The sequence below is a fragment of the Flavobacterium filum DSM 17961 genome (genome assembly GCF_000425465.1).
GTDB lineage: Bacteria > Bacteroidota > Bacteroidia > Flavobacteriales > Flavobacteriaceae > Flavobacterium > Flavobacterium filum.
Genome location: NZ_AUDM01000005.1, coordinates 178241 through 202035, shown reverse-complemented (window position 1 = coordinate 202035; position 23795 = coordinate 178241). Strand labels below are relative to the sequence as shown.

Annotated in this window: 8 protein-coding genes; 3 read left to right on the top strand and 5 right to left on the bottom strand. The window is 36.2% G+C overall.

Translation table 11 applies throughout. The features are described 5' to 3' along the window. The 3 genes from H601_RS16025 to H601_RS0103490 form a co-directional block, all read right to left on the bottom strand. The coding region (locus tag H601_RS16025; RefSeq protein WP_156900335.1) for a choice-of-anchor D domain-containing protein at positions 1 to 3833 on the bottom strand (3833 nt) is incomplete at its 3' end. Positions 3834 to 3993: 160 nt separating this feature from the next. Beyond that, positions 3994 to 8637, bottom strand: coding sequence for a reprolysin-like metallopeptidase (locus H601_RS16020; RefSeq protein ID WP_051220648.1), 4644 nt, complete (start codon positions 8635 to 8637; stop codon positions 3994 to 3996). 148 nt (positions 8638 to 8785) lie between these two features. Then, positions 8786 to 12877, bottom strand: coding sequence for a choice-of-anchor D domain-containing protein (locus H601_RS0103490; protein ID WP_169628246.1), 4092 nt, complete (start codon positions 12875 to 12877; stop codon positions 8786 to 8788). 173 nt (positions 12878 to 13050) lie between these two features. Here H601_RS0103490 and H601_RS0103485 point away from each other — a divergent pair, with 173 nt between their 5' ends. Both H601_RS0103485 and H601_RS16015 read left to right on the top strand, forming a co-directional pair. Next, positions 13051 to 13479, top strand: a complete 429-nt coding sequence (locus H601_RS0103485) for a regulatory protein RecX (RefSeq protein ID WP_051220647.1) — start codon at positions 13051 to 13053, stop codon at positions 13477 to 13479. A gap of 355 nt (positions 13480 to 13834) precedes the next feature. Beyond that, positions 13835 to 19960, top strand: coding sequence for an Ig-like domain-containing protein (locus H601_RS16015; protein ID WP_026710211.1), 6126 nt, complete (start codon positions 13835 to 13837; stop codon positions 19958 to 19960). Between the two features lie 80 nt (positions 19961 to 20040). Here H601_RS16015 and H601_RS0103475 read toward each other — a convergent pair whose 3' ends face one another. Next, entirely contained in the window at positions 20041 to 21855 is a 1815-nt protein-coding gene (locus tag H601_RS0103475; protein ID WP_026710210.1) for a TonB-dependent receptor plug domain-containing protein, read from the bottom strand. Positions 21856 to 21930: 75 nt separating this feature from the next. Here H601_RS0103475 and H601_RS0103470 point away from each other — a divergent pair, with 75 nt between their 5' ends. After that, positions 21931 to 23427 carry an aminotransferase-like domain-containing protein gene (locus H601_RS0103470; RefSeq protein ID WP_026710209.1) on the top strand — a complete coding sequence of 499 codons (1497 nt, stop codon included), beginning with the start codon at positions 21931 to 21933 and terminating at the stop codon, positions 23425 to 23427. A gap of 50 nt (positions 23428 to 23477) precedes the next feature. Here H601_RS0103470 and H601_RS0103465 read toward each other — a convergent pair whose 3' ends face one another. After that, complete coding sequence (locus H601_RS0103465) at positions 23478 to 23759, bottom strand: F0F1 ATP synthase subunit delta/epsilon (protein WP_026710208.1); 282 nt, start codon at positions 23757 to 23759, stop codon at positions 23478 to 23480. Positions 23760 to 23795 lie beyond the last annotated feature (36 nt).

The following is a 23795-nucleotide window of genomic DNA, read 5'->3' as shown; positions in this document are numbered from 1 at the left end:
ACTACACGAACAACATTGGTTGTCATATTGGTTACTCTGAAGCGGTATCCATTTAACGCCACTCCATTTGGAATGCTTGATGAGAAGAAATCTCCTCTCAAAGCTTGATTAATCGCTGTTAGCGTTGCTCCGCAATTGTCATTACGTAAACGAGCTAAGATTACAGGACAACCATCGGTTGTACTACCATTACAGTTCTGATCAATTCCATCGTAGCAGATTTCTGTCGCTCCTGGGTTGATGCTTGAATTGTTGTCGTTGCAATCGCCGCCAACTAAAACATATAATCCCGGGAATGGATTATTTACTGAAAAAACAAAATTGTTATCATCCCCATAAGAATCACCATCAGAATCTAAATACCAATTAACCGGATTTAAGGTAGTTACTGAAATGACATTAGAATTAACTGAAGTCGAACCATTAAATGCTCTCACTCTGTAATAATAAGTTGTATTGAAGTCCAAACCTTCAATATCGAAAGATGTAGCATTAACTGTTACATTTTCATAACCGGGAACAAATGATGGAATAAATGCACTAAACGTGTGTGACCCTAAATCAGAAACTGTATTTACTGGAAATTCAGTCCATTCTGTTCCTAAAGTTGGGAAACCTGCTGTAGAAGCTGCTCCTTGACTTACTGATGCATTTCTAACCAATGTTCTATCTAAAGTGGTTTTACCTCCAACTGTCCAAGCGGTTCCGGGGTCATTCCCAATCACACCAAAAACATCAATCAAAGCAGCTGTTGAGATTTTATATAACGCTACAGCATCATCTCCATTGAAATTTATCACTGTATTTAAGCTTGTTGCTGCTCCAGCATAAATAGCCTGTTGTGAATTTTGATATACTCTAGTTTCTCCATTATTTAAAGTCCCTGATAAAACAGCACTAACAGGAGTTGTAGAACCATTTCCGTATAAACGTAATTGGTAATCAGATAAATTTACTGCACTTCCCGTACCATTAAAAATTTCAATGAATTTGTTGTTACTAGTTCCTTCAATATATTCTGAAATGATTAAGTCTTCTGCAGTATTATTTGTTCCAAAATCTGGTGAGGTACTCACATCAATTCGATAACTAGTAGCTCCGGGCACTTCTAACCAATTTGCAGTAAATGAAGTACCATCTAAGTTATTTGCCGGGGTTGCAATAGGTGCATTTGGTGTTGGGTTTACACCATTTCCGCTTACCGTCACTACTTGTGTTGTTGCTCCCGTTGCAGAAATTTCAACATCACCGCTAGCAATTCCGGATGTTGAAGGACTAAATTGAACATATACGGTAACCGGTTGTCCAATTATTGCACCTCCAGAACTTGGTAAACTTAAAGTTGAATTAAATGTTACATTATCTGTACTTAAAAGAAAATCTACCGGTGCATTAACACTAACATTTCCGGTTACATATTCACCAGAAATGGTAAAACTTTGACTTGAAGATGACGAACCTACTTCAGTATTTCCAAAATCAGGAAGAGAATTTACTGATGCCGTTAAAGTTGGTACCGGAATAAATCCAGTTCCGGAAACAGTTACCGTTTGGTCTATTGCTCCATCAGCACTTAATGTAATTGTACCATTGTTTACTCCTTCCGTAGTTGGAGAATAACGAACATAAACCGTAACTGGCTCTCCGTTTAACACACCTCCTGTTTGAGTCAATTCAACAGAAGACGTAAAAGTTGTATTATCCAAACTTACTCCGAAATCAGTTGAAGCTGTTGCTGTAACAGAAGTTGTTAAAAATTCAGCTGTTACTGTAAAACTTTGACTTGAAGAATCATTCCCAACAATTACATTTCCAAAATCAGTTAATGAAGTTACCGATGGTATTATAATTGGGTCAGTTAATTCTAAAGTTGTGACTGTAATCACATTTGAATTTTCAGAAGTTGAACCATCAAAGGCTCTTACTCTGTAATAATAAGTAGTTTCGGGGGATAAACCACTTACGGTTTGAGATAATCCATTTACGGTTAAATTGTTATAACCCGAAATAAATGAAGGAGCTGAAACTAAATTTCTAGTAAAGCTCAAATTATCAATCGCCGGACGAGCTGCAGCGTTATTATCAATTCTAATAATAAAATCACCTGTAATATTTAAACCAGACACGCTAAAAGACTGAACTGTAGCATTATATCCAATAGTTCCTAAATTTGTTTCTGTAGCAAAACTTGCTCCATGGAAAACTCTTATCGTTAAAATACCATCTGCTCCTGTAAAAGTTCTTAGAACATCAAAATTCAATGCGGTTAAACCACCGGAAATCGTACCGGAAATCAAATACGCATCAGCTGCGTTTTGAAGCGTAACGGCTTGATTTCCCGAAAAAACCACTTGATCGGTTCTTGATTTAAATGCAGTCCACGAAATACCATCAGCTCCGGTCCAAGCTCTTGTTAAATAAGATGTTGAAGTTCCACCACCAATTGAGGTAAACGTTTCTGTAGTTGTAGAACCCGGTACTAATGCAGAAAAAGTTGGACTCGTTGACACATCTAAACGATAAGACAAAGCACCATCCACTTCATCCCAATTTGCATCAAATGAATCTGTTGTTATGTTTGTAGCTGCTGTTGCTAAAGGAGCAGCAATAATTGGGTTAATTCCAATACCTTCAAGAGCGATAATTTCTGTATCGGCACCTGAGGAATTAATTTCTAAATCTCCTGAAATTAATCCTAAATCAGACGGAATAAACTTTACATAAATTGTTACCGGTTGTCCATTAATCGTTCCACTTGAAACCGGTAAATTTAAAAATCCAGAGTATGTAACATTATCGGTACTTAAATAATAATCCACCGGAGCAGATAAGTTTACAACTCCTGTTAAATTACTTCCATTTAACGTAAAAGTAGAAACAGAAGATTGTTCTCCTACTTCAACATTTCCAAAGTCTATTGAAGCGGTTGATGCTGTCAACGTTGGCACCGGAACAAAACCTGTACCGGAAACTGAAACTGTTTTATTAGAAGCTCCATCCGATGATAATGTAATTGCTCCGCTGTTTAAGCCACTAGCGGTTGGTGAAAAACGAACATAAACTGTTACCGGTTGACCTAAAAGTGTTCCGCTATTTTGTGTTAAATCAACACTATTCGTAAACGTAACATTGTCTGTACTCACTTCAAAATCTTCAGAAGCCGAAACATTCACATCTTCCGTTAAATCAGAACCTGAAACCGTAAAATTCAGGCTGCTTGAATTTGTTCCCACAGCTACAGAACCAAAACTTGTTAGTGAAGTTGTAGAAGTTGTAATTGTTGGTGTAGCAGAACCAGTGAAATCTGTAATTGAAAAAGCATCAATATTTAATCGATTGTTAGATGCTCCCGTTTCAACTGCTTTCTTGATTCTAACACGAACATTTCCCGTAATGTTTACTGTTTCGCTAAATGTTTGAACAACATCTGTTGCCGGAGCTGTAAAATCTGAACCTACTTGAGTCCAACTTCCACCGTCATTAGTAGAATATTCAACTCTCCAAGTTACTTGAGCATCTGTTCCATATCTTCTGTATTGAAAAGATAGAACACCCATCCCATTTGTTTTGTTTTGGGTCATGGTGATTGCTGATGCAGCATAACCACGCATTCGAGCAGATTTAGTCCCAACTTTCCAGTCGGTTGTAGTGTCTCCAATCAAAGCTTCTGTCATATTCCAAGTAATACCAGATAAGGTAACTGACCCAGAAGTATAGCCTGTTTTAGTTGCATCTTCAAATCCGGTTGTATATTGTGCAGAAAGTGTAAAACCACTCAAGCAGAACAACAAAACCACGAATTTGAACACATTTAATTGTACAAATTTTTTCATGTTTTAATAGATTAATTTTTGACAGTTACAAAATTAAACAGAATAGTTGAATTATGCTTTCTATCAGGTTATGAATATGTTAACAATTCGTGAATAACTACGTTATTTTTTGAGTATTGGATGTAAAAAAACCGGAAAAAATTCCGGTTTGTTCATTTTCTTAAAAAATTATCTTTTTGATATGCTGTTCTCCATTTTCAAGTTTCACTTTTACCAATAATGTTTGTAAACTTGGCGGTATTGAATTTATAGAAAATTCATTGCTATTTACCTTTTTAAAACTCGACAATTTTCTACCTAACACATCATAAATTTGAATTTCGGCAATTGCTGAATGAGTAGATTTTAATTTTATAATCTCTTCTTTAACTGCAATTACTACTTGATTTTGCATCGTAAAATCAATTGTACTCAATGCTTCACTGTCAAATAACAATTGGAAACGATTCGAAAATGTTCCGGCTTCAGAGGCAAAAACAAATGGAGCATCTTTTAAATTATGAACCGTATTGGTTAACTCATCGCGAATCAAAATAACCTGATCGCCTTCAAACAAACCATCTACATGATCAAGAGCAAACGAAAACGTACCTGTTTGATCCGTTTTAAATAGTAATGGAATGATATCTGATGTCTCAAAAGGAAGTGCTTTTCCTTGAATGATATATTCATCTTGGTCAATGATAGAGGTCATTGCCGTTGCAAAATCTCCAATATATTTTCCATCAATTAAATCATCCACCCCATTTGTGGCATTTTCCATGTAACCCACCATCATTTGACAGAACAAGCCTTCTGAATTGGTTAGGTTCATCCAAATTCGATGCTTTTCAAAATCAGATTGTGTGATATACGGCAAGCCAAAAGAACTTCTGAAAAACTGATTGTTGTTATTGTCCACCCTCAAATCATTTGTAAATAAAACAGTTGGACTGGCTACATTTCTTGCCGCCACAATAAAGCCCTGCCCAACCTGAATGGTTCCGTTTGGCACCGGACTCGTTGGCGAAGTTGTTGTAGCCCCTCCTAAGGTATAGGAAGCATAAGCCGAGCCTTCAGCATTATTTGTTTTTCGCCAAAAATAAAGTGTCCCTTCAATTTGGGTTTGATTATCTAGCAAAAATTGATTGGCATTGATGGTTGACGGATAAGGGTTTCCAATCGCATTGAACTTTTGGGTTGCACTTGAATAGGCCAAATCCACTTCAATGTCTCCATTTTTCGGTACTCCGTTGAAAGTACCTGTCCAAATGGTTGGGGTAGTAGGATGGTTATCCGGCATACGAATTAAATATCCTTTCCCTTCTTCAAAACCAACTGATGACGGATTTGAAATAGCTGTATAAATATTAGCGTTAGTAGAATAAGTATAAAATCGATTCGGCATAGTTAACGGAGAAAAATTTAATAATGATTGATTACCCGTTACCGGTGAAGACCACATTGCATAATCCAAACGCATCAATGGGCTTGTGGAACGATTTTGTGTAATTGAACCCGTATTTTGGGCATTACTAATTTGAATTAAATTAGCATTGTTTTCCAAGGTTAAATTGGCAGATGCCCCAATTACTACTTCATTGTCAACAATTAAATTATTACCGGATTGAACAGTCACTTGAGCTGAATTGTTAACCGTAAACGAACATGCATTCATATCTTGGTTCAAAACTAAATTTCCGTTTACAATCGCTGCCACATTATCTACCGGACGACCGTTTGACCAAGATGTTCCATTCCATGTCGAGGTAATTTCACCACAAACTAAAGGAGTTGTATCGGTTGAACAAAACGTGATTCCCCAACTGTTTATGGTTCCACCATCAGCATTAAATCCATCAAAAACCCTTAACGTCCATACTCCTTGAGTGTTTTGTCCGATAAAATTGGATAGAGATTGTGAAGGTATAAGCGTACCTGAAATAGCTGGAGTGGACCCTTGGCAAGTTAATGTTATTCCGTTATCGTCAAATGTTGCAACAGCATTATCTGCATTACCACATTGTCCTGTAAATAATTGTACTTGTGTTCCGGTTGGGCTAATCAAAGTTACGGTTAAATCACTAATCCAAGTATGCGTAATATTTAGGGTTACTGTTAACTTATCAATAGTTTGGTTATTTTCTACCGGTATGGTTAACGTAGAATTTACCGTAGGTGTTCCGGATGCTGAAATAGCTACGGGTACGTTAGTTGAATTTACAATAGGACTACAAATTAACCCGCTTCCTGTAGTAAAACGGAAAGTAGCACTTAAAACACCTTGGCAACCACTATTTTTTGGTAATACTCTCCAAAAATAGTTGGTATTTTCATTTAAACCTGTGGCAGTATATTGATTTGTTAATACATTTTGATTAACAATAATGGTATTAAAATCGATGTCTTGAGCCAATTGAAAATCGTAATTAGTTGCATTTGAATCGTTATTCCATTGAATAGTTACTGAATTTGAAGAAACTCCTGTTGCTAAATTTACCGGTGAAACTGCAATAGTATCTTCAAAGTTGGCATTTAAAACCTCCACATATAAATTCACGGTTTTAGTAATAGCCCCAGAAGTTCCGGTTACAACCATTTGATAAATTCCCGGAACGGCAGAACCGGTGTTGGTTAATTGCAATTGTATAGAACCATCTGTTGATATACTATTTGGCGTAAGTGTAGCTGTAGTTCCTGCCGGAAAACCGGTTACAGAAAAAGAGGTTGTACTACTAAAACCTCCAATTGTAGAATAATTTAATGTATAAATTGCTTCTTGACCTTGACAAATCGATTTGTTTTGACCGTCAGCTTGCCCATTATAAGCTAAAGCAAACGTAGGCGAACTACTTGCAATAGTAAAATTAGTATTGGAAACATCTAAAAATATATGTTGATGTCCTCTAACCATAATTCTGTTTTGTGTTCCGGTATTAGCGGGAATTGTCACGGTTTCTGAACCATCATTTGGTACTTTACTAGCTAACAAAACCGGGAAACTACCTCCACCATTTGTAGATAAAAATATATCCACAAAAGGCGAATTAACTCCGTTTGCTGTTGTTCCGGCAACATCCCAGGTAACATTCTGATTACTACCGGTAGCCCAAGAAACATTTGTGTTAGGAGAATTTACCACAAATGGTCCGGCCGCAGCGTTAACTGTTACAAGCATTAAATCTGAATTGGTCTGACCATTTCCCGCAACATTATCTCTAGCAACAACCGAAAAATTCATGGTTCTTGAAACAGATGGTACTACTTCCCAAGTATTTGCAGTTGCTCCGGTTAATATAGTTGTCATATTTGGAAAATAACGAGAAGGAGAAATGGTTCCAGTTAGCGACCTAAACATTGGTCCTGCCGGTCTTGTTGCTGTTGGTGCAGCATTCGAAGCAGGGTTTTCAGGGTCACGTTGTTCCCAAGTGTACAATAGAGTATCACCATCAGGGTCAGAACCTTCAGCAGTTAATACAAAAGCTGTACTTCTTGGTATGGTATAATCCAAACCTGCTGAAACCACAGGTGTTTGATTCGCAATTGGTGTATTTACTGAACAACTCCCGTTAGCAGATTTGACATACGCCATAATATCACGAATATTCACATAAGCAAAATAAGCATCACTGTTTGACTGAACATTTGCTGCACAGATACCAGCATAACCCATTATGGTAGAAGCACTTCCGGGCTCTACTTCTGTTTGTCCACTTCCGGAACGACAAGAAGAATTACTTTGTGTATGATAACCTCCAAATTGATGTCCCATTTCATGTGCTACATAATCGATATCAAAAGCATCACCGGTTGGATTAGCTCTTCCGGTATATCCTCTGCCTTTATGTGTTCCTGTTTGGGAAACTGCACGACAAACACAACCTATACAACCTGCATTTCCTCCTCCGGTTGTGTTGAAGTTATGACCAATGTCATAATTGTTTACACCAATAACACTATCTAATGTTTGAGCTGTGGTCGTATTCCATTCATTGCTCCAAGGGTCTGAATTCGTAGCCCCTAAATAAATTACTGCATCATTGTTGGCTACAAAAATCATGGTAATCCCTAAATCAATTTCATAAACACCGTTTACACGGGTCATTGTAATAGCCATTTGAGCTTGAATATTAGCTTTTTGTTGAGCAATGGTTCCAGTTCCGGCAAAAATATTTCCATATTCTGCAGTACACGATTGAGCAAGACGATAAGTACGCAATGTGTTATCATCCGTATTAAAAACATCATAAGCAAAAGCATTTCTGTCTAATTCTGTTGAAGGAAGTAAAATTCCTTCTTCTGTCAAACATTCAAAATTTGTTTGATTTGAAACTAAATCAGCCTTTTTATAAACAATATAATACTGTTGATTTTCGGTGTATGGATCAATAAATGTTGTACTTGTTTTGGAAGAAAAGGTCATACAATGTAATCCAAATTGTGTTACTGAAAAACGGGCAACAGCGGTTGGATCATCAATTCCTTGAGCCGCATACGACTTTATCATAGGAAATTTATCTGCTAATTCTTTTTCCATGATGGGTGTTTCCATAACATGAAATCGCTCAATAACACCATCTGCATTAGGTAAAAGAATTTCATGAGAAGACCTCCCGAAAATTTGTCCTCTGACGGGAGCATTCTGTAATTGTTCTCTGAAAACAGCACTATTTAAGGAAAAAACCCGATAAGAATTTGGGGTACTGCTTCTATTCGTTTTTGGAAGTGTCTCTGAAATATTTTCTGCAACCTGCCAAGGGTTTTGACGCTGAGCATAAACAGAAAATACCCCAAAAGCGAGTAGCAAAAGGGTAATTTTTTTCATTTTGTTGGAAATTTAGTATCCAAATATAGTATTTTATTGTGAAAATTTTAACTTTTTAACTAAAATTATCCCACTTTATTCCGTTTTCAAAATGAACACCAACAAAAAAACCCGCATTAAACGGGTTTTATAATAAATTTAGTATGGTTTATTTTAAAAGTACTTTTCGAGTAATTAACTGTCCGTTTGCAAGTTCAATTTTTATTAAAACGGTTTGCTTAGTTATTGATAGGTTGAGTTCAAGTTCTTTTTGTTGAATTGCATTTTTATTCAATACGTTTCTTCCCAACAAATCAAATAATTGAACTTGTTCGATGTTTTCTTGAAAGGATTTTATATGTAAAACACCGTTTTCTGCCGAGATTATTTTAACGTCATTGTCAAGCGATGAAATAGGATTTACACTCAAGGTTTCGTTTGCAAATTTTAAAACAAATCGATCATCGGCTACTCCAATTGCGGCGGTAAATTGATACGGACTTTCTCTTAAATTGTGGGTTATACCTAATAATTTATCTTCTAAAAAAACGGGAACAGAAGAATTGATAGGTTGTAATGCTCCAATAGCAATGGAATAAATTCCGGCTTGAGCAGTAAAAAATCCTAACTCAACTTGGTCTTCCAGTGAATGTGGTAAAGATCGTCCTTGAATTACAAATGGTTTGTTGTTGATTAACGAATATAGCTTTGTAGTTCCGTCTAATTTAGTACTTGCATCATACAATCGGTCTTTATCATTAGTTGCTCCATCCACATAACCAATTCCTGTTCGAACAGCTCTACCAGTAGATGAAACAATATCTAACCAAATTTTTAAATCAGATACACCTTGCGTAGCTTGTTTAGCCGGTGAAGGTTTATAAAATTGACTGTTGTCATACGTTGCACTACGAAGACTATTTTTGAAAATAACTTGCTCTGTTATTTGAGGACCATCATTCATTAAAACAAAAAACGATTGCCCGGAAGCGATATAACCTGCAAAACCACTTGGCCCGCTTACTGTCATAGTTCCATTGTAAATAATATAATCATTTGGATCATAGTTATAAGCAAAATTTCCATAAAAAGGATCGTTTTGCAACAAAGCAGGATCAAAACCATGCGTCCATAATCGAACCGAACCTTCAATATTGGTATTATCCGTTAAGAAATCTAACGCACTAATAGCAGATGGATAAGGATTACCAATCAAATTGAAATTATCATCATCAGCAGTTACCGTTATTAGAGGATTGGTTGGACTTGGATAACCTCCGCCTGTATAATTTCCACGAGAAATATCCACCGGAATATATCCATTGTGCAGTCTTCCTACAAAATTAGTACTAAATGGTGCAGGAGTACTTGTATAAGCATTCGGAGCTCTGATGATATATCCTTTTCCTCTCACCATATTTTCATTGGCTACTTGCCAGTTACCAAAATTGCCCCCTATTGTTGGGTTCCATTTGAAATGAAGTGAAGCCGAAGTTCCCGGAGAAACACTTAATAAAGGAAAGTTTTCAACCGGAGAAGACCAATATACATAATCTAAGCGTTTGATAACCGTTGCTTTAGAAACCGTTACATTGTTACCTGCATTAACTGCATAATCATCTTTTTGGATAACACTACCTCCATTTTGAACATTTAAAGTACCATTATTGGTAATTCTACCGCCTATTTCTAAAAAACTACCAGGCGTGACTGTCACTGTTCTAGGGGAGTTGATAAGACACTCGCATGCGGTCACGTTTCCGTGTGTAGTGGTGTTATAATTTCCGGCAAATGTTGCTCTTGTGGTTGAAGTAGGTGGACCAGGTGACCAAGCTGTACCATTCCAAAGTGAAGAAGAAGGTGTTGTTGCACCAACAAAAATGTTATCAATTACCCATATTTCTGTATCCAAATCATTTTCTAATTCAATTCTTACTTTTAGTTGTGAAGTTATTGGTAAGTTATTTATCGTTATACTTCTAGGGCCTGTATTAGTAGAATTTGATGTTGAACTAATTTGAGTTGGAATATCAATTCCTTTATAAGGACCGGCAAAAGTTCCTGAAGAAGATAATGACCAAATAGAGTTATTACTTCCTTTGATAATTAATTCTTTAGACCAAGTTACCCCATTATCAATACTGATGCTTACGGTAACCCAATCTGAAACGTCTAATCCTTGCGAGTTATTAGTACTAAAAGCTCCTAAGGTAAATTGTAATCTAGCTTCATTATACAACGTAAGATCAACAGTATCAAAATCTAAAATCACTTTTGCTTTTGGATCAAAAGTGGTTGGATATGGCCCTCTTACTTGTAAACTATTTGCTGTAATAAACATACTTGTAGTAAAACCTGCTGTCCTACTGTTTCCATAGTTAACTCCTCCTGCAACAACCGGCATGTTACCACCATTTTGAGTTGAAACCGTGTACGGCCAATTTGCAGTTCCTTCAAAATTCTGAGTTCTGATATTGGAAAAGCCTGAAAACGTACATTCATCAAAATCAATTCCAACACCTGAAATTGTAAAAACATAAGGGTTTTTTGAAGGTACATTGTTTTGAATGGTCACAATCGCTTCTCTATACCCCAACACAGACGGATCAAACGTAATTACCAATGTTGTATTATTACTTGGTGTTACCGGAGTCGTTGGAACTGTTGTGATAGAAAAATCTGCGGCATTTGGTCCGGTAATGGTCACTGGCAAAGTCAAATTTAAATTATCCCCACCATAATTAATGATATAAAAACTTCTGGCTCTAGTTCCTGCAGTCACATTTACATTTCCAAAATTGGTATGATTGGTCAAAGAGGTTACTGTACTACCTGGTATAATAGTTTGTCCATTACCTATCACATCAATTTGAGGAGCAAGCCCTGTACCTTGAATAGTAAATGTATATGGATTTTCATCTGAGTCATTATTATCAATTGAAACTATAGCTGTTCTAATACCACCAGCTAGAGGCTCAAATCGAATTTCAAACACCAAATTATTCCCCGGGTTTATTGATGCTGCCGGTTGAGCCACGACAGTAAAATCAGCTGCATGCGTACCGGAAATCACTACTCTTGGTGTTCCCGTTAGATTTAATACATTCGTGCCTAAATTTTGAATTCTAAAATCTTTTACTTGATTTGAGCCCAAGGCAATTGAAGCAAATAAGGTATTGTTAAACGCATTGGGAATCGTATTTCCATTTACAATATTATTTGTTCCACCGGTTGCCCCTCGCACATTAATTTCTGGACCTGGGTCTGTAATCGTTAAAATTAAGGTTTGAAAATCAGTCCCGGCACCGTTTGTGGCTGAAATGGTAATAAAAAACGTACCTGTAGCCGTTGGTGTTCCGGTTAATTGACCGGTTGATGTATTTACACTCATCCAAGCCGGCATTCCGGTTGCATTAAATGAAGTAGGAGCGTTTAATGCAGTAATGGTATAAGTAAACGGAGAACCTACAAAACCGGAAGCATTTAAATCACTATTAATAACCGGAAATGAAGGCAACCCAAATGTGGCTGTTAAAGCAATATTGTCTAAACCAAATTCGTCACGATTACCCGAACCACTCACATCAGCACTATTCCAACGGATGTAAAAAAAATCTCCGGGAGCAACAGACAAACCGGTAATGATTGTAGAACGAGAAGGGCTACTTCCTACTTGCACCCACCCCAAAGCATCTGCCACTTCTATTGAAGTATAATTTAATGCCGCTACAGGGGTATAAGTAGAATTGTCTGAAGAATATGAAAAATTAAAACTGTTTGCTCTGGCTTGGTCATTTCTCACAAACAAATCATACGATACTTCCATTTGATTGATGTACGCCGCACCATTGTTTTGAATACGCAAGGTTAAAGTTCCTGGATTAAAATCATTTGGTGATGCCCCACCAGGTTGAATCATCAAACAAGGATTAGCTGCACTTTGCGGAGCTCCGGTGTAGGCATAAAAACCTCCTGTTGTTTGTGCGGCATTTACAGCTCCTCTTGCATAATCACCAGTAGTAAATGAACCACCATAATTCAAGATTCCATCGCTCCATCTGTTTACCGCCCAAGCATCTGAATCCAATTGACCGGCAGTTGGCGTGGCTTGAAAACCGGCTGCAGTAAATACTCCATTTGAAACACCTGATACAGTAGCAGAAAAATCTATCGTTTGTGAAGGAGTTCCTTCACTTAATTGTACTTGTCCCCAAGAAAAAACACTCAATAAAAGTGTAAGAAATAGAAATTTTGTTTTCATTTGAAAAATGATCGTTTTTTTGTTGCTTTTCATTTCAATAAAGCGGGTACAAATTTACGTCTAAATTACAGAATTTCAATACTTTTGCGTTACTAAATTATTAACAAAAAAAGAAACTTTTTTATTTAGTGAACTTACAATCAGATACTTCCTTACAAAATTTTCTTAAAAAGATGGAATATTATTGTTCCTATCAGGAGCGATGCCATGTTGAAGTGGAGCAAAAGATGTATCAATTGGCTATTCCGAGAAATTTTCATGATACCATTATTGTGCATTTGATTGATCATAATTTTCTGAATGAAGAGCGTTTTGCGGCGTTGTTTACCATCAGTAAATTTCATCAAAAAAGCTGGGGAAAAAACAGGATTGTTAATGAACTCAAAGCCCGACACATTTCGTCTTATCTTATTCAAAAAAGCATTCAACAACTTTCAGACGAAGAATACCGTAACACTTTTTTAACCTTAGCAGAAAAAACGTGGGCTTCACTTATCGAAAAAAACAAACTGAAAAAGCAAAAAAAATTCTGCGATGCGTTGTTGAGAAAAGGTTGGGAAAGTGATTTGGTTTATGAACAAGCCAAATTATATTCTAATTAAACTTTTTCTTTTTTATTAAAACCATTTATAAATACTTTTCGTAAATGAAAATGTAGTTGCCCCAAACACTACCTCACTTTTTATTAACCTAAAATCAACACCATTGTACTGATTCACCGATTGCACTAATTTTAAAAAATTACTGTAAATATTTTCCTTTTATAATTTTTATTCTTTTAAATTTTTTTTCAATCTTAAAACACTCTTTTTTCAATTGTTAATAAAAAAAGTGAAAAGGTCGAAACCGTTTTCGCTAAAAGTAGGAATTAAATTATTTTTAAAAAACATTTATGCATTTCATCGATTATTTATTACATTTGGTCGATAATTAAAACTAAAACAATATTTCAAAACAATGAAAACAAAATTACAGTTCCAAAATTTTACCGTTTTCACAACAAAATTTGTATTAACACTATTTCTTTTTTCAAGCACTTTATTGAGCGAAAAAAGTTTTGCTCAATGTCCGGCAGCTGGAGATCAGATTACGTATGGTATTAACCAATGGATTGGTTATGTATATGCCAGTGTAAACACAAGTAATCCGCCAACAAATGCGTTTACAACCACTTATCGTGGTTATATTACTCAACCGGAAGTGTTTAGCCAAAATCTAGCAAACGGTTCTTTATCCGGTCCCAACTTGTGTGGTACGTATGCAGACCAATTTTCTATTCGCTATAGAATGCGTAAAAATTTCCCAGCAGGAAATTATACTTTCTTAGTAGGAGGTGATGATGGTTATCGTTTGAGTGTGAATGGAGGTTCTTCTTATATTATTACCAATTGGAATGATCACGGTTACACCACGTCAACTACAACGGTATTTTTAAGTGGTTCTGTTGATTTAGTTTTAGAATATTATGAACAAGGAGGTATTTCAAATGTTTCATTTGCTTATGGTGATTGTTCAAATCCATCCTCACAACCAGATTCTTTGGCAGGCCCAAGTAATGTTTGCCTTGGAAATTCAGTAACGTTAACAGCAACTGGTGGAACACATGCTTTTGGTGCTATTTATGAATGGGGAACCGGAGCTACAGTTGGCTCTAACATCATCGCAGGTCAAAATGAACAATCATTAACGGTAAGTCCAACTGCCACAACAACCTATTGGGTAAGACGAGTAGATACTGCTTGTGGAATTGCAACAGCAGGAAGAACCAGAACTGTAACTGTTGGAACATCTTCCACTGCACCAACTTCAATAAACGGAAACACAAACATTTGTGTAGGTAGTGCTACCACATTAACTGCAACGGGTGGAACAAATGGCTCTAACAGTGCTTTTCAATGGGGAACCGGTTCAACCATTGGTTCAAATATCATTGCTGGAGAAACTGGAGCAACATTAACAGTAAGTCCAACTACTACTACAACCTATTGGGTTAGAAGAAGAGATTCAGGAACTTGTGCTGGCCCTACAAGCGGAGTAACAACTACAGTTACTGTAAATGTTCCTCTAGGAGATCAAGTTTCGTATGGAAATAACTCTTGGATTGGCTATGTTTATTCTTATTCAGATACGGCAGGCAATCCACCTTCAAATGTATTTGAAACCTACCGCGGATATACAACTCAACCTATTGCTTTTGACGTAGATTTAGGTTCTGGCACAATTTCGGGAGCAAATATTTGCGGTTCATATGGCGATTATTTTGGAGTACGCTTAAAATTACAACATAATATTACACCCGGCTACTATACTTTTACTGTAGGAGGAGATGATGGTTATCGCTTAAGTATTGATGGTGGTGCTACTTATATTTTGAATAACTGGAGTGATCATGGTTATACTACTTCAACTACCGCCTCAATATTTTTGAGTGGCCCTCAAAACTTTGTATTAGAATACTATGAAAAAGGAGGGTCATCAAGATTATCCTTTAATTATACAGCTTGTACTAACTTTTCAACTGCTCCAACAGCTATTATAGGAAACACAAATATTTGTGCATCATCTGGTGGAACAACTTTAACCGCAACTGGTGGTAATCACGGAGAAAACGCAACTTATCAATGGGGAACAGGTTCAACAGTTGGTTCTAACATTATTGGTGGACAAACAAGTGCCTCCATTTATGTTGACCCAGCAACCACTACAACCTATTGGGTAAGAAGAATTGGTGGTACTTGTAATATTACAACAGCCGGTTTAACAACAACTGTTAATGTAACAAGTCGTTCCACTCAACCTACTTCTATTAGTGGTGGAAATGTTACTATTTGTAATGGTAATTCCGTAACATTGACTGCTAATGGCGGAACTTCCGGTACAAATGGCACTTTTCAATGGGGAACAGGAAATACTCCCGGAGCCAATATTATTGCCGGAGCTACAACAAATACATTAACCGTTTCACCATCTTCAACCACTGTTTACTGGGTTAGAAGAGCAGATGGAGCTCCATGTAATGTAACAACCAATGCATTAAGTACTACAATAACAGTACAAACGGTTTCAACTGCTCCAACATCTATTAGTGGGAACACTAATTTATGTTCAACAGATGGTGGAACTAATTTAACCGCCATCGGTGGAACAACGGGTTCAAATGGAACTTTCCAATGGGGAACCGGTTCAGTTATCGGAGCAAATATCATTGGTGGTCAAACCAATTCCACTTTATATGTGAACCCAACTTCAACAACAACCTATTGGGTAAGAAGACAAGATGCTTCTCCATGTAATTCGTTTACAAACGGAGTAACACTTACTGTAAATGTAACCGTTCGTTCAACACAACCTTCATCAATTAGTGGTGGAAATATAACGGTTTGTGAAGGTAGTACTTTCACTTTAACAGCTACCGGAGGAACAATGGGAGGAAATGCAATTTATGAATGGGGAACAGGATATAGTGCCGGAATAAATACGATCGCAGGACAAAATAGTGCTACTTTAACAACAACTGCAGCCACAACAGGCGGATATTGGGTAAGAAGAGTAGACGGAAACCCATGTAATGTAGCAACCGGACATACTACTACAACTATCACAGTAAATAGTTCATCTACTGCACCTACCGGAATAAGTGGCGTAACTTCATTATGTTCAGGAACAGGTGGTACAACCTTAACTGCTACCGGTGGTTCAACCGGATCAAATGGCAGCTTTCAATGGGGAACAGGTTCTGTTGTAGGATCTAATATTTTATCCGGACAAAACAATGCATCCTTATACATTAATCCAACTACAACAACAACTTATTGGGTAAGAAGACAAGATTTAACCCCTTGTAATTCTGTTACGAGCGGAGTTGTTGTAACGGTCACTGTTGAAACTGCACCTACCCAACCCACAACGATTTCATCAACAAGTACAATTTGTTTAGGACAATTGGTTACGTTAACAGCAAGTGGAGGAACAATGGGAACAAACTCTGTTTTTCAATGGGGAACAGGAGCAACAGTTGGTAATAATATCATTACGAATGAAAACGGAAATACATTAACGGTTTCACCAACTTCTACAACAACCTATTGGGTAAGAAGAGTAAGCAATGGAACTTGTGGAACGATTACAAATGGTGTAACAAGAACAATAACCGTTACTTCTCCGGCAACCGCTCCAACATCAATTACCGGTGGAGGTTCACAAGCTTGTCCTGGAACATCAAGAACTTTAACTGCTACTGGTGGCTCAGGTTCGGTATTTGAATGGGGAACCGGAGCCGTTGGAACTAACATTATTGCAGGTCAAACCGGAGCTTCTATCAGTGTAAATCCAAACCAAACTACAACCTATTGGGTAAGAAGAGTTTCAACTTCTCCATGTAGCGGATTTACTGATGCTGTTTCTACCACTGTTTCAATAATCGGAATAACTGGTGATTACACCATTTTTGGAGATCAAGTTTGGAATGTGTATGGTTTTTCGAATGGAGATATTGACTTAACTAATCCAAATTATATGGGTTACTATGTTGACAATCGTATCAATTTAAACACACAAACCGGAACAAACGGATGGAATTTAAATAATTCACCCTCATCTTCTGCCGGATGGAATGGTTGTACTGTTCCTAATGACAATTTTACTTTGTCTGCCAAAAGAAAAGGTTTCCCATGTGGAAATTATACCATCACTTTACCAGATTGGGATGATCAAGTTCGCGTATTTATTAATGGTAATCTTGTGTTTTCGTGTGATTCATGGTATGCAGCAAATGCATGTGTTGGAAATGTTGGAAACTTTTATTTAGATAGCGAAAGTACTATTGAAGTTAGAATAAGAGAATTTGGTGGTTTAGCGAATGTAAGTATGTCATTAGTTAAAACATCAATAGAACCAACTGCTCCAACAGGAATTAATGGAATTACAGCTATTTGTTCGTCTTCATCAACTACATTAACTGCTACAGGTGGTTCAGATGGAACAAACTCTCTTTATCAATGGGGTAAAGGTTCAATAGGAGGTGAAAATATTATAATTGGAGAAACTTCAACAACTGTAACAGTTGACCCAAGTTCTACAACTACTTATTGGGTAAGAAGAGTAGATACTTTGTGTAATACTTTTACTTCTGCTGCATTTGTAACGGTTACTGTTTTTGAAGAAACTGTTGCGGGAACGCTTTCATCCGGTGAAACCATTATTTGTAAAAGTAAATTACCCAATGCCATTTCATTAAACGGAAATATTGGTTCTGTAGTAAAATGGCAAAAAGCATCCAACAGTAGTTTTACTGTAAATGTTAGTGACATTAACTCAACAAATACAACTCTTACGGGTACTGAAATTGGATATTTAACAGCCAACACATACATTAGAGCAGTAGTTCAAAATGAAACATGTGAAACAAAATATACCATTCCGGTAGTGATTGAAATTCCAGATGCAATTGTCTATAATGGAACTTGGCAAGGTGTTCCAGATGAAACAAAAAGTGTTATCATTCAGTCTAATTTAACCTTGACTCAGCCTTTACACGTGTGCTCATGTGAAGTAGCCGGAACTGCTATTTTAACTGTGAATTCTGGTGTTACGTTAACTGTAGAAGGTGACGTAACAGTTAGTAACTCTGCAGAACTAGTAATCAGAGACACAGGAAGTTTACTTCAAATCGAAAACAACGCGGTAAATACCGGAAAAATTACCGTATATCGTAAAACAACTCCAATGAAACCGGCAGATTATACCTATTGGTCATCACCGGTTAGCGATTGGAGGTTGAATCAACTTTCGCCAAACACGCCTTCAAATCGTTTTTATAGTTATAGTCCAACAATTGCCAACTGGGTTGTGCATACCGGAGGAAATGAAATTATGCAAGCTTCAAAAGGTTATATTGTGAGAGCACCAAATGGATGGAGTTTAACCAATGCTACGAATGGTATTTATGAAGGTACTTTTAAAGGCACTGCAAACAATGGAATAATTAATGTTCCTGTTATCAAAGGTGCACATACTTCTAATTTGATTGGTAATCCATATCCATCAGCAATTGATATAGATGAATTCATTTTAAATCCGGCAAACGCAGCAATATTTGATGGAACAATATACTTATGGACACATAATACTGCTATTAGTAGTTCAATTCCCGGAAATTATGTGTACAATTATACGAGCGATGATTATGCAAGTTACAACTTAACAGGTGGAGTAAAATCTGCAAGTACTGCTATTACAGGTGGAGTTGAACCTTCCGGAAAAATTGCTTCCGGTCAAGCATTCTTTATCGATGTAAAAAGTTCTTTGCCAAACGGAAATTATACTGGTGTGTTCAACAATCAAATGAGAATTGCAGATGAAAACAACCAATTTTTCAGAACTGAATTGCCAAAATCAACAGAAGCAGTAGAAAAAAATCGTTTATGGTTAAATATCTTTAATTCCGGTGGTGCTTATCATGAAACTCTTTTAGGATATGTTCAAGGAGCAACTAACGAATTGGATTATGGTTATGATGGTAAATTTATCAATGCCGGAAACTTTGTAAGTATCTATTCTATCTTAAATACTGATAAATTGAGCATTCAAGCAAGAGCATTACCGTTTAATCAACAAGAAGTAATTCCGATTGGATACCGTTCTTCAATTACCGGTCAAATGGGTATTTCAATTGAGAAAAAAGACGGATTCTTCATGAACCAGACGGTTTACTTACACGATTATGAATTAGGTATAACCCATAATTTATCAGAAGGAGCATATTGGTTTACCGCTCAACAAGGTACATTCGATACCCGCTTTGAATTGCGTTTTGTAGATGGAACATTAAGTTTTGATCAACCAATTAACCAATCTTCAAATGTTCAAATTGTAGGTCAAAACAATGTATTGGAGATTAAATCAAATACAACATCTATTGATTCCGTTTATATTTATGACGTTACCGGAAAATTACTAAGAACTGAAAAGGAAATTCAATCTAATCAATATCTTTCAAAACCACTTTATATTGCCAATCAAGTTGTCATTGTAAAAGTGGTATTAGAAAACGACCAAATTATCACGCAAAAAATAGCCTTTTAGCCCCAATTAAAAGCCTACATTGCTTAACCTGCTAATTTATTTAGCAGGTTTTTTTACACGTATTTTATAAAGTTCCAATATTATCTAAAATGATACTTCAAACCAAACAATACACTGCCTTTTGGCATGGGAACAGAAGTGTTTTCTGAATAGTCTGCATTAAAAACATTTTGAACTAAAATACTGGCCTCCCAATTGTTATGACGATAACTTGTATTTAAATCATATACGTTATATGAAATTCTTGAAGTTCGTTCAATATAACGATAGGCAATATTTTGATTAAAACCTTTAAATAAATTGATATTATAGCCCAGCATTACCTGATGACGCATAGAATTGATTCCGTTTTTAGAAATTAAATCGGTATCTATTGAATCGTCAATATAAGTGTAACCCAATTGCAATTGATGGTTCATTTTTTGTGTGGAAAAAGAATATTTCATTGCCGTTTCAACTCCTCTAGTTTCCACATCAATATTCACCGGTTGCCATAAATCTTCACTGGATGCTCTTCTGTAATCTATAAAGTTTACTGTTTCTCTATTGAATAATGCCACCATAAAATCGATGTTATTTGTGTGGTATTTGAATCCTAGTTCTTGAGCAAAAGCACGCTCGGCTTGTAAATTCGGATTTCCTAACGTAGCCGGATCACTATAATTTAAATCCGTATAGGTTGGTACTCGATACGTATAACCAACATTACAATACACTCTTATTTTATCGGAAACTTTTACACCAATATCCAAACCCGGAAAAGCTCTATTGTCAAAATCAGAAAAATAAGAAACCGCCACACCGGGAGTAATGTCTAGAACCCCTTTAAACAAACTAAACCGATGTTCCAAAAATAAAGTAGCAATTTCACGTTCGGCATCTCCTAAATTATTACTTTGAATCATGTATTTTGAAAATTCTAACCCAATTCCTGTAGTTCCTAACGAAGATTGGTACGCTCCATTTAATTCTGCCGCAATTTTGTTTGTAATGTGTAAATTTCTATAAATAGACGGATTAGTTCTAATAAAAATGTATTCGTCTTGGTTTCTTCTCCAATATAATCGTGGTTTCCAAGTAAAGTTACCGTTTTTTATTTCGGTGGAAAGTCCTATCAAACTCGCTTGTGTCACTTCATACGGCAATGCTGCGGAATTAGTTACTCCATAAAAATTTTGAGCTCCAAATTTCCGTTCTGAAAAAGCGGAAATCAAGTTGATAGGAAGTTTCGCTTTATTAAATTGACTTCTTAATACATAATTGGTATTATCAAAGTCGGTATTTTTGCGATAGCCTTCAGAAGATTGTTTAGAAAAATGTAAAATATGGTTGCTGTTTTCCAGATTCACTGCACCGGTAATTTCAGCGATGAACTGTCCGAAAGAACCCCCTTGAGCCTTTGATATTAAGGAGCTTTCTAATTTATCTTGCGTTACAATGTTAATGGCACCGGTAAATGCATTTTGTCCAAAAACCCTTGCAGCAGGTCCTTTGATAATTTCGATGCGTTTGATCACTTCAATTGGGAGAGCTAAATTCAAGGTATGATGACCGGTTTGCGGATCATCTAATTTGATACCATCAATTAAAAGTAAGGTTTGGTCAAATCCTCCTCCTCTTATGTATAAATCGGCTTGCATACCATTTAAACCTTGACGTCTTACATCTACTCCTGATATGTATTGAAGTGCATCAGCCAAGTTATTTACCCCTGCTTTTTTGATGTCTTCAGCAGTAATAATTTGAATGGTTCTTGAATTTTCTTTAAATGGTAAATCAATTCGTGAGGAAGTAACCACGACTTCACGGAGTGAATCTATTTTTTGTAAATTCTCTTGAGCCACTCCAAAAAAAGTAGCGGTAAAAAAAGTAAGTAAACAAAATCTATTTTTCATTTTGAATTGCATTGTGTTAATAAAGCGGTGCAAAATTCGTAATTTTCCGGACGATTAAACTAGTCCAGTTTCAAAATGAAAGATAGTCCGGTTAACGAATTGCTAAAAACAGTCATTCAGGTTGATTCTACAAATAGCACTCCGATGTATATTCAGATGGCTCAACAAATCATTAATGCCATTCAGCGGGGTTATCTAAATGCCGGAACTGCCCTACCCGGTACCAGAACTTTTAAGACTATATTCAACATTCACAGAAATACAGCTGTGGCAGTTTATGACGAATTAGCCGCACAAGGTTGGGTTGAAATGATCCCCAATAAAGGAACATTTGTTTTGGATCCTAAGCCCCAAAAAAAGAAGATAAAAGCCCCTTTTAACTCTGTTGTAGATGCCTATTATTATCCTCAAACAAGTGGTTTTCCTTTTGAACGTTCGTTTCATTTATCATCAACTAGTGAATATTCTGAAGCTAAATTTTCCTTGAACGACGGTCAACCGGATTTACGATTACATCCTATGCATGAATTTTCAAAATGGTATAGTGCTTCGATGAAAAGAAAATCACTTATATTGAAATGGAATTCAAGCGTAAAACAAAAACACACCCTTTTTGAAAACCAATTATGCAACTTTTTGAATGCTTCCAGAGGATTTTATGTTCAGCCTCAAAACGTGATGAACACCCGAAGTACTGAAATGAGTTTGTATATTATTTCGCAATTGTTACTACGTAAAAAAGATGTTGTACTCGTTGGTCAATTGAGTAATTATAAAGCCAACATGATTTTTCAAGAAGCCGAAGCCACTATTATTCAGATACCGGTAGATGAAAACGGAATGAACATCGATTTCATTGAAAAGCATTTTACGAAAGGTAAAATACGTTGTGTCTACGTAAGTACAAATCGTGATTATCCTACCACTCAAACATTGACAGCAGAACGAAGAATACAGTTGCTTTCCCTTGCCCATACCTTTCAATTTGCCATTATTGAGGATGATTTTGATTATGATTTTCAATTTGAAGGTTCGCCTATGTTGCCAATGGCCAGTGCAGACGCTAACGGAATGGTGATTTATTTAGGGAAATTAGGTCAATCCTTATTCCCTAGTTTTCAAACCGGTTTTGTTGTAGCTCCAGAAAATATCATAACGGAAGCTAAAAACTATTTACAAATGCTGGATCAACAAGGTGATTTGATTCAGGAACAACTGTTATCTGAATTGATTTATGAGGGAGAAATACATCGGTTACTTAAAAAGAACAGTGTTACCTATAAAAGAAGGCGGGATGTGATTTGCGAGGGTTTGAAAAAACATTTTAACGATGCCATTCAATTTAAAAAACCTTCAGGAGGATTAGCTATTTGGATTCACTTTGTTCCTTCTATTTCTTTACTACAATTAGCTGAGGAAGCCACAAAACTTGATTTATTTTTACCCAAAACCATTTTATATCAAGATAAAAATACTTGTGCCATTCGATTTGGATTTGGTCATTTAAATGAGGAAGAAATTGAAATAGTTCTTCAAAAATTAAAAACAGCTTATTTGACTATTACTTCTTAAAACAAAAAAAGCCCCACAATTGTGAGGCTCATTTTATTGATATAAAAGTATTAATCCGCTAATACAATTACTTTATTGTTTTTCATTTCAATGGTTCCTGAAGCAATTTCCAGCGTGTAATTTTGATCATTAACCTTTGTAAACTTTCCGGCAACTTCTTTATTGAATTTAAAATTGGGAGCCGTAATTTTTACCGTTCCTTGTTTTAAAATAGAAACAATTGGTGCGTGATTATTCAAAATTTGAAAAGAACCGTCAACACCTGGTAGAGTGATGGCTGTAATTTCTCCTTTGAATAAAGTGGCTTCTGGTGATACTATTTCTAAAATCATTCTTTTAGTGATTAGTGATTAGTGATTAGTAATTAG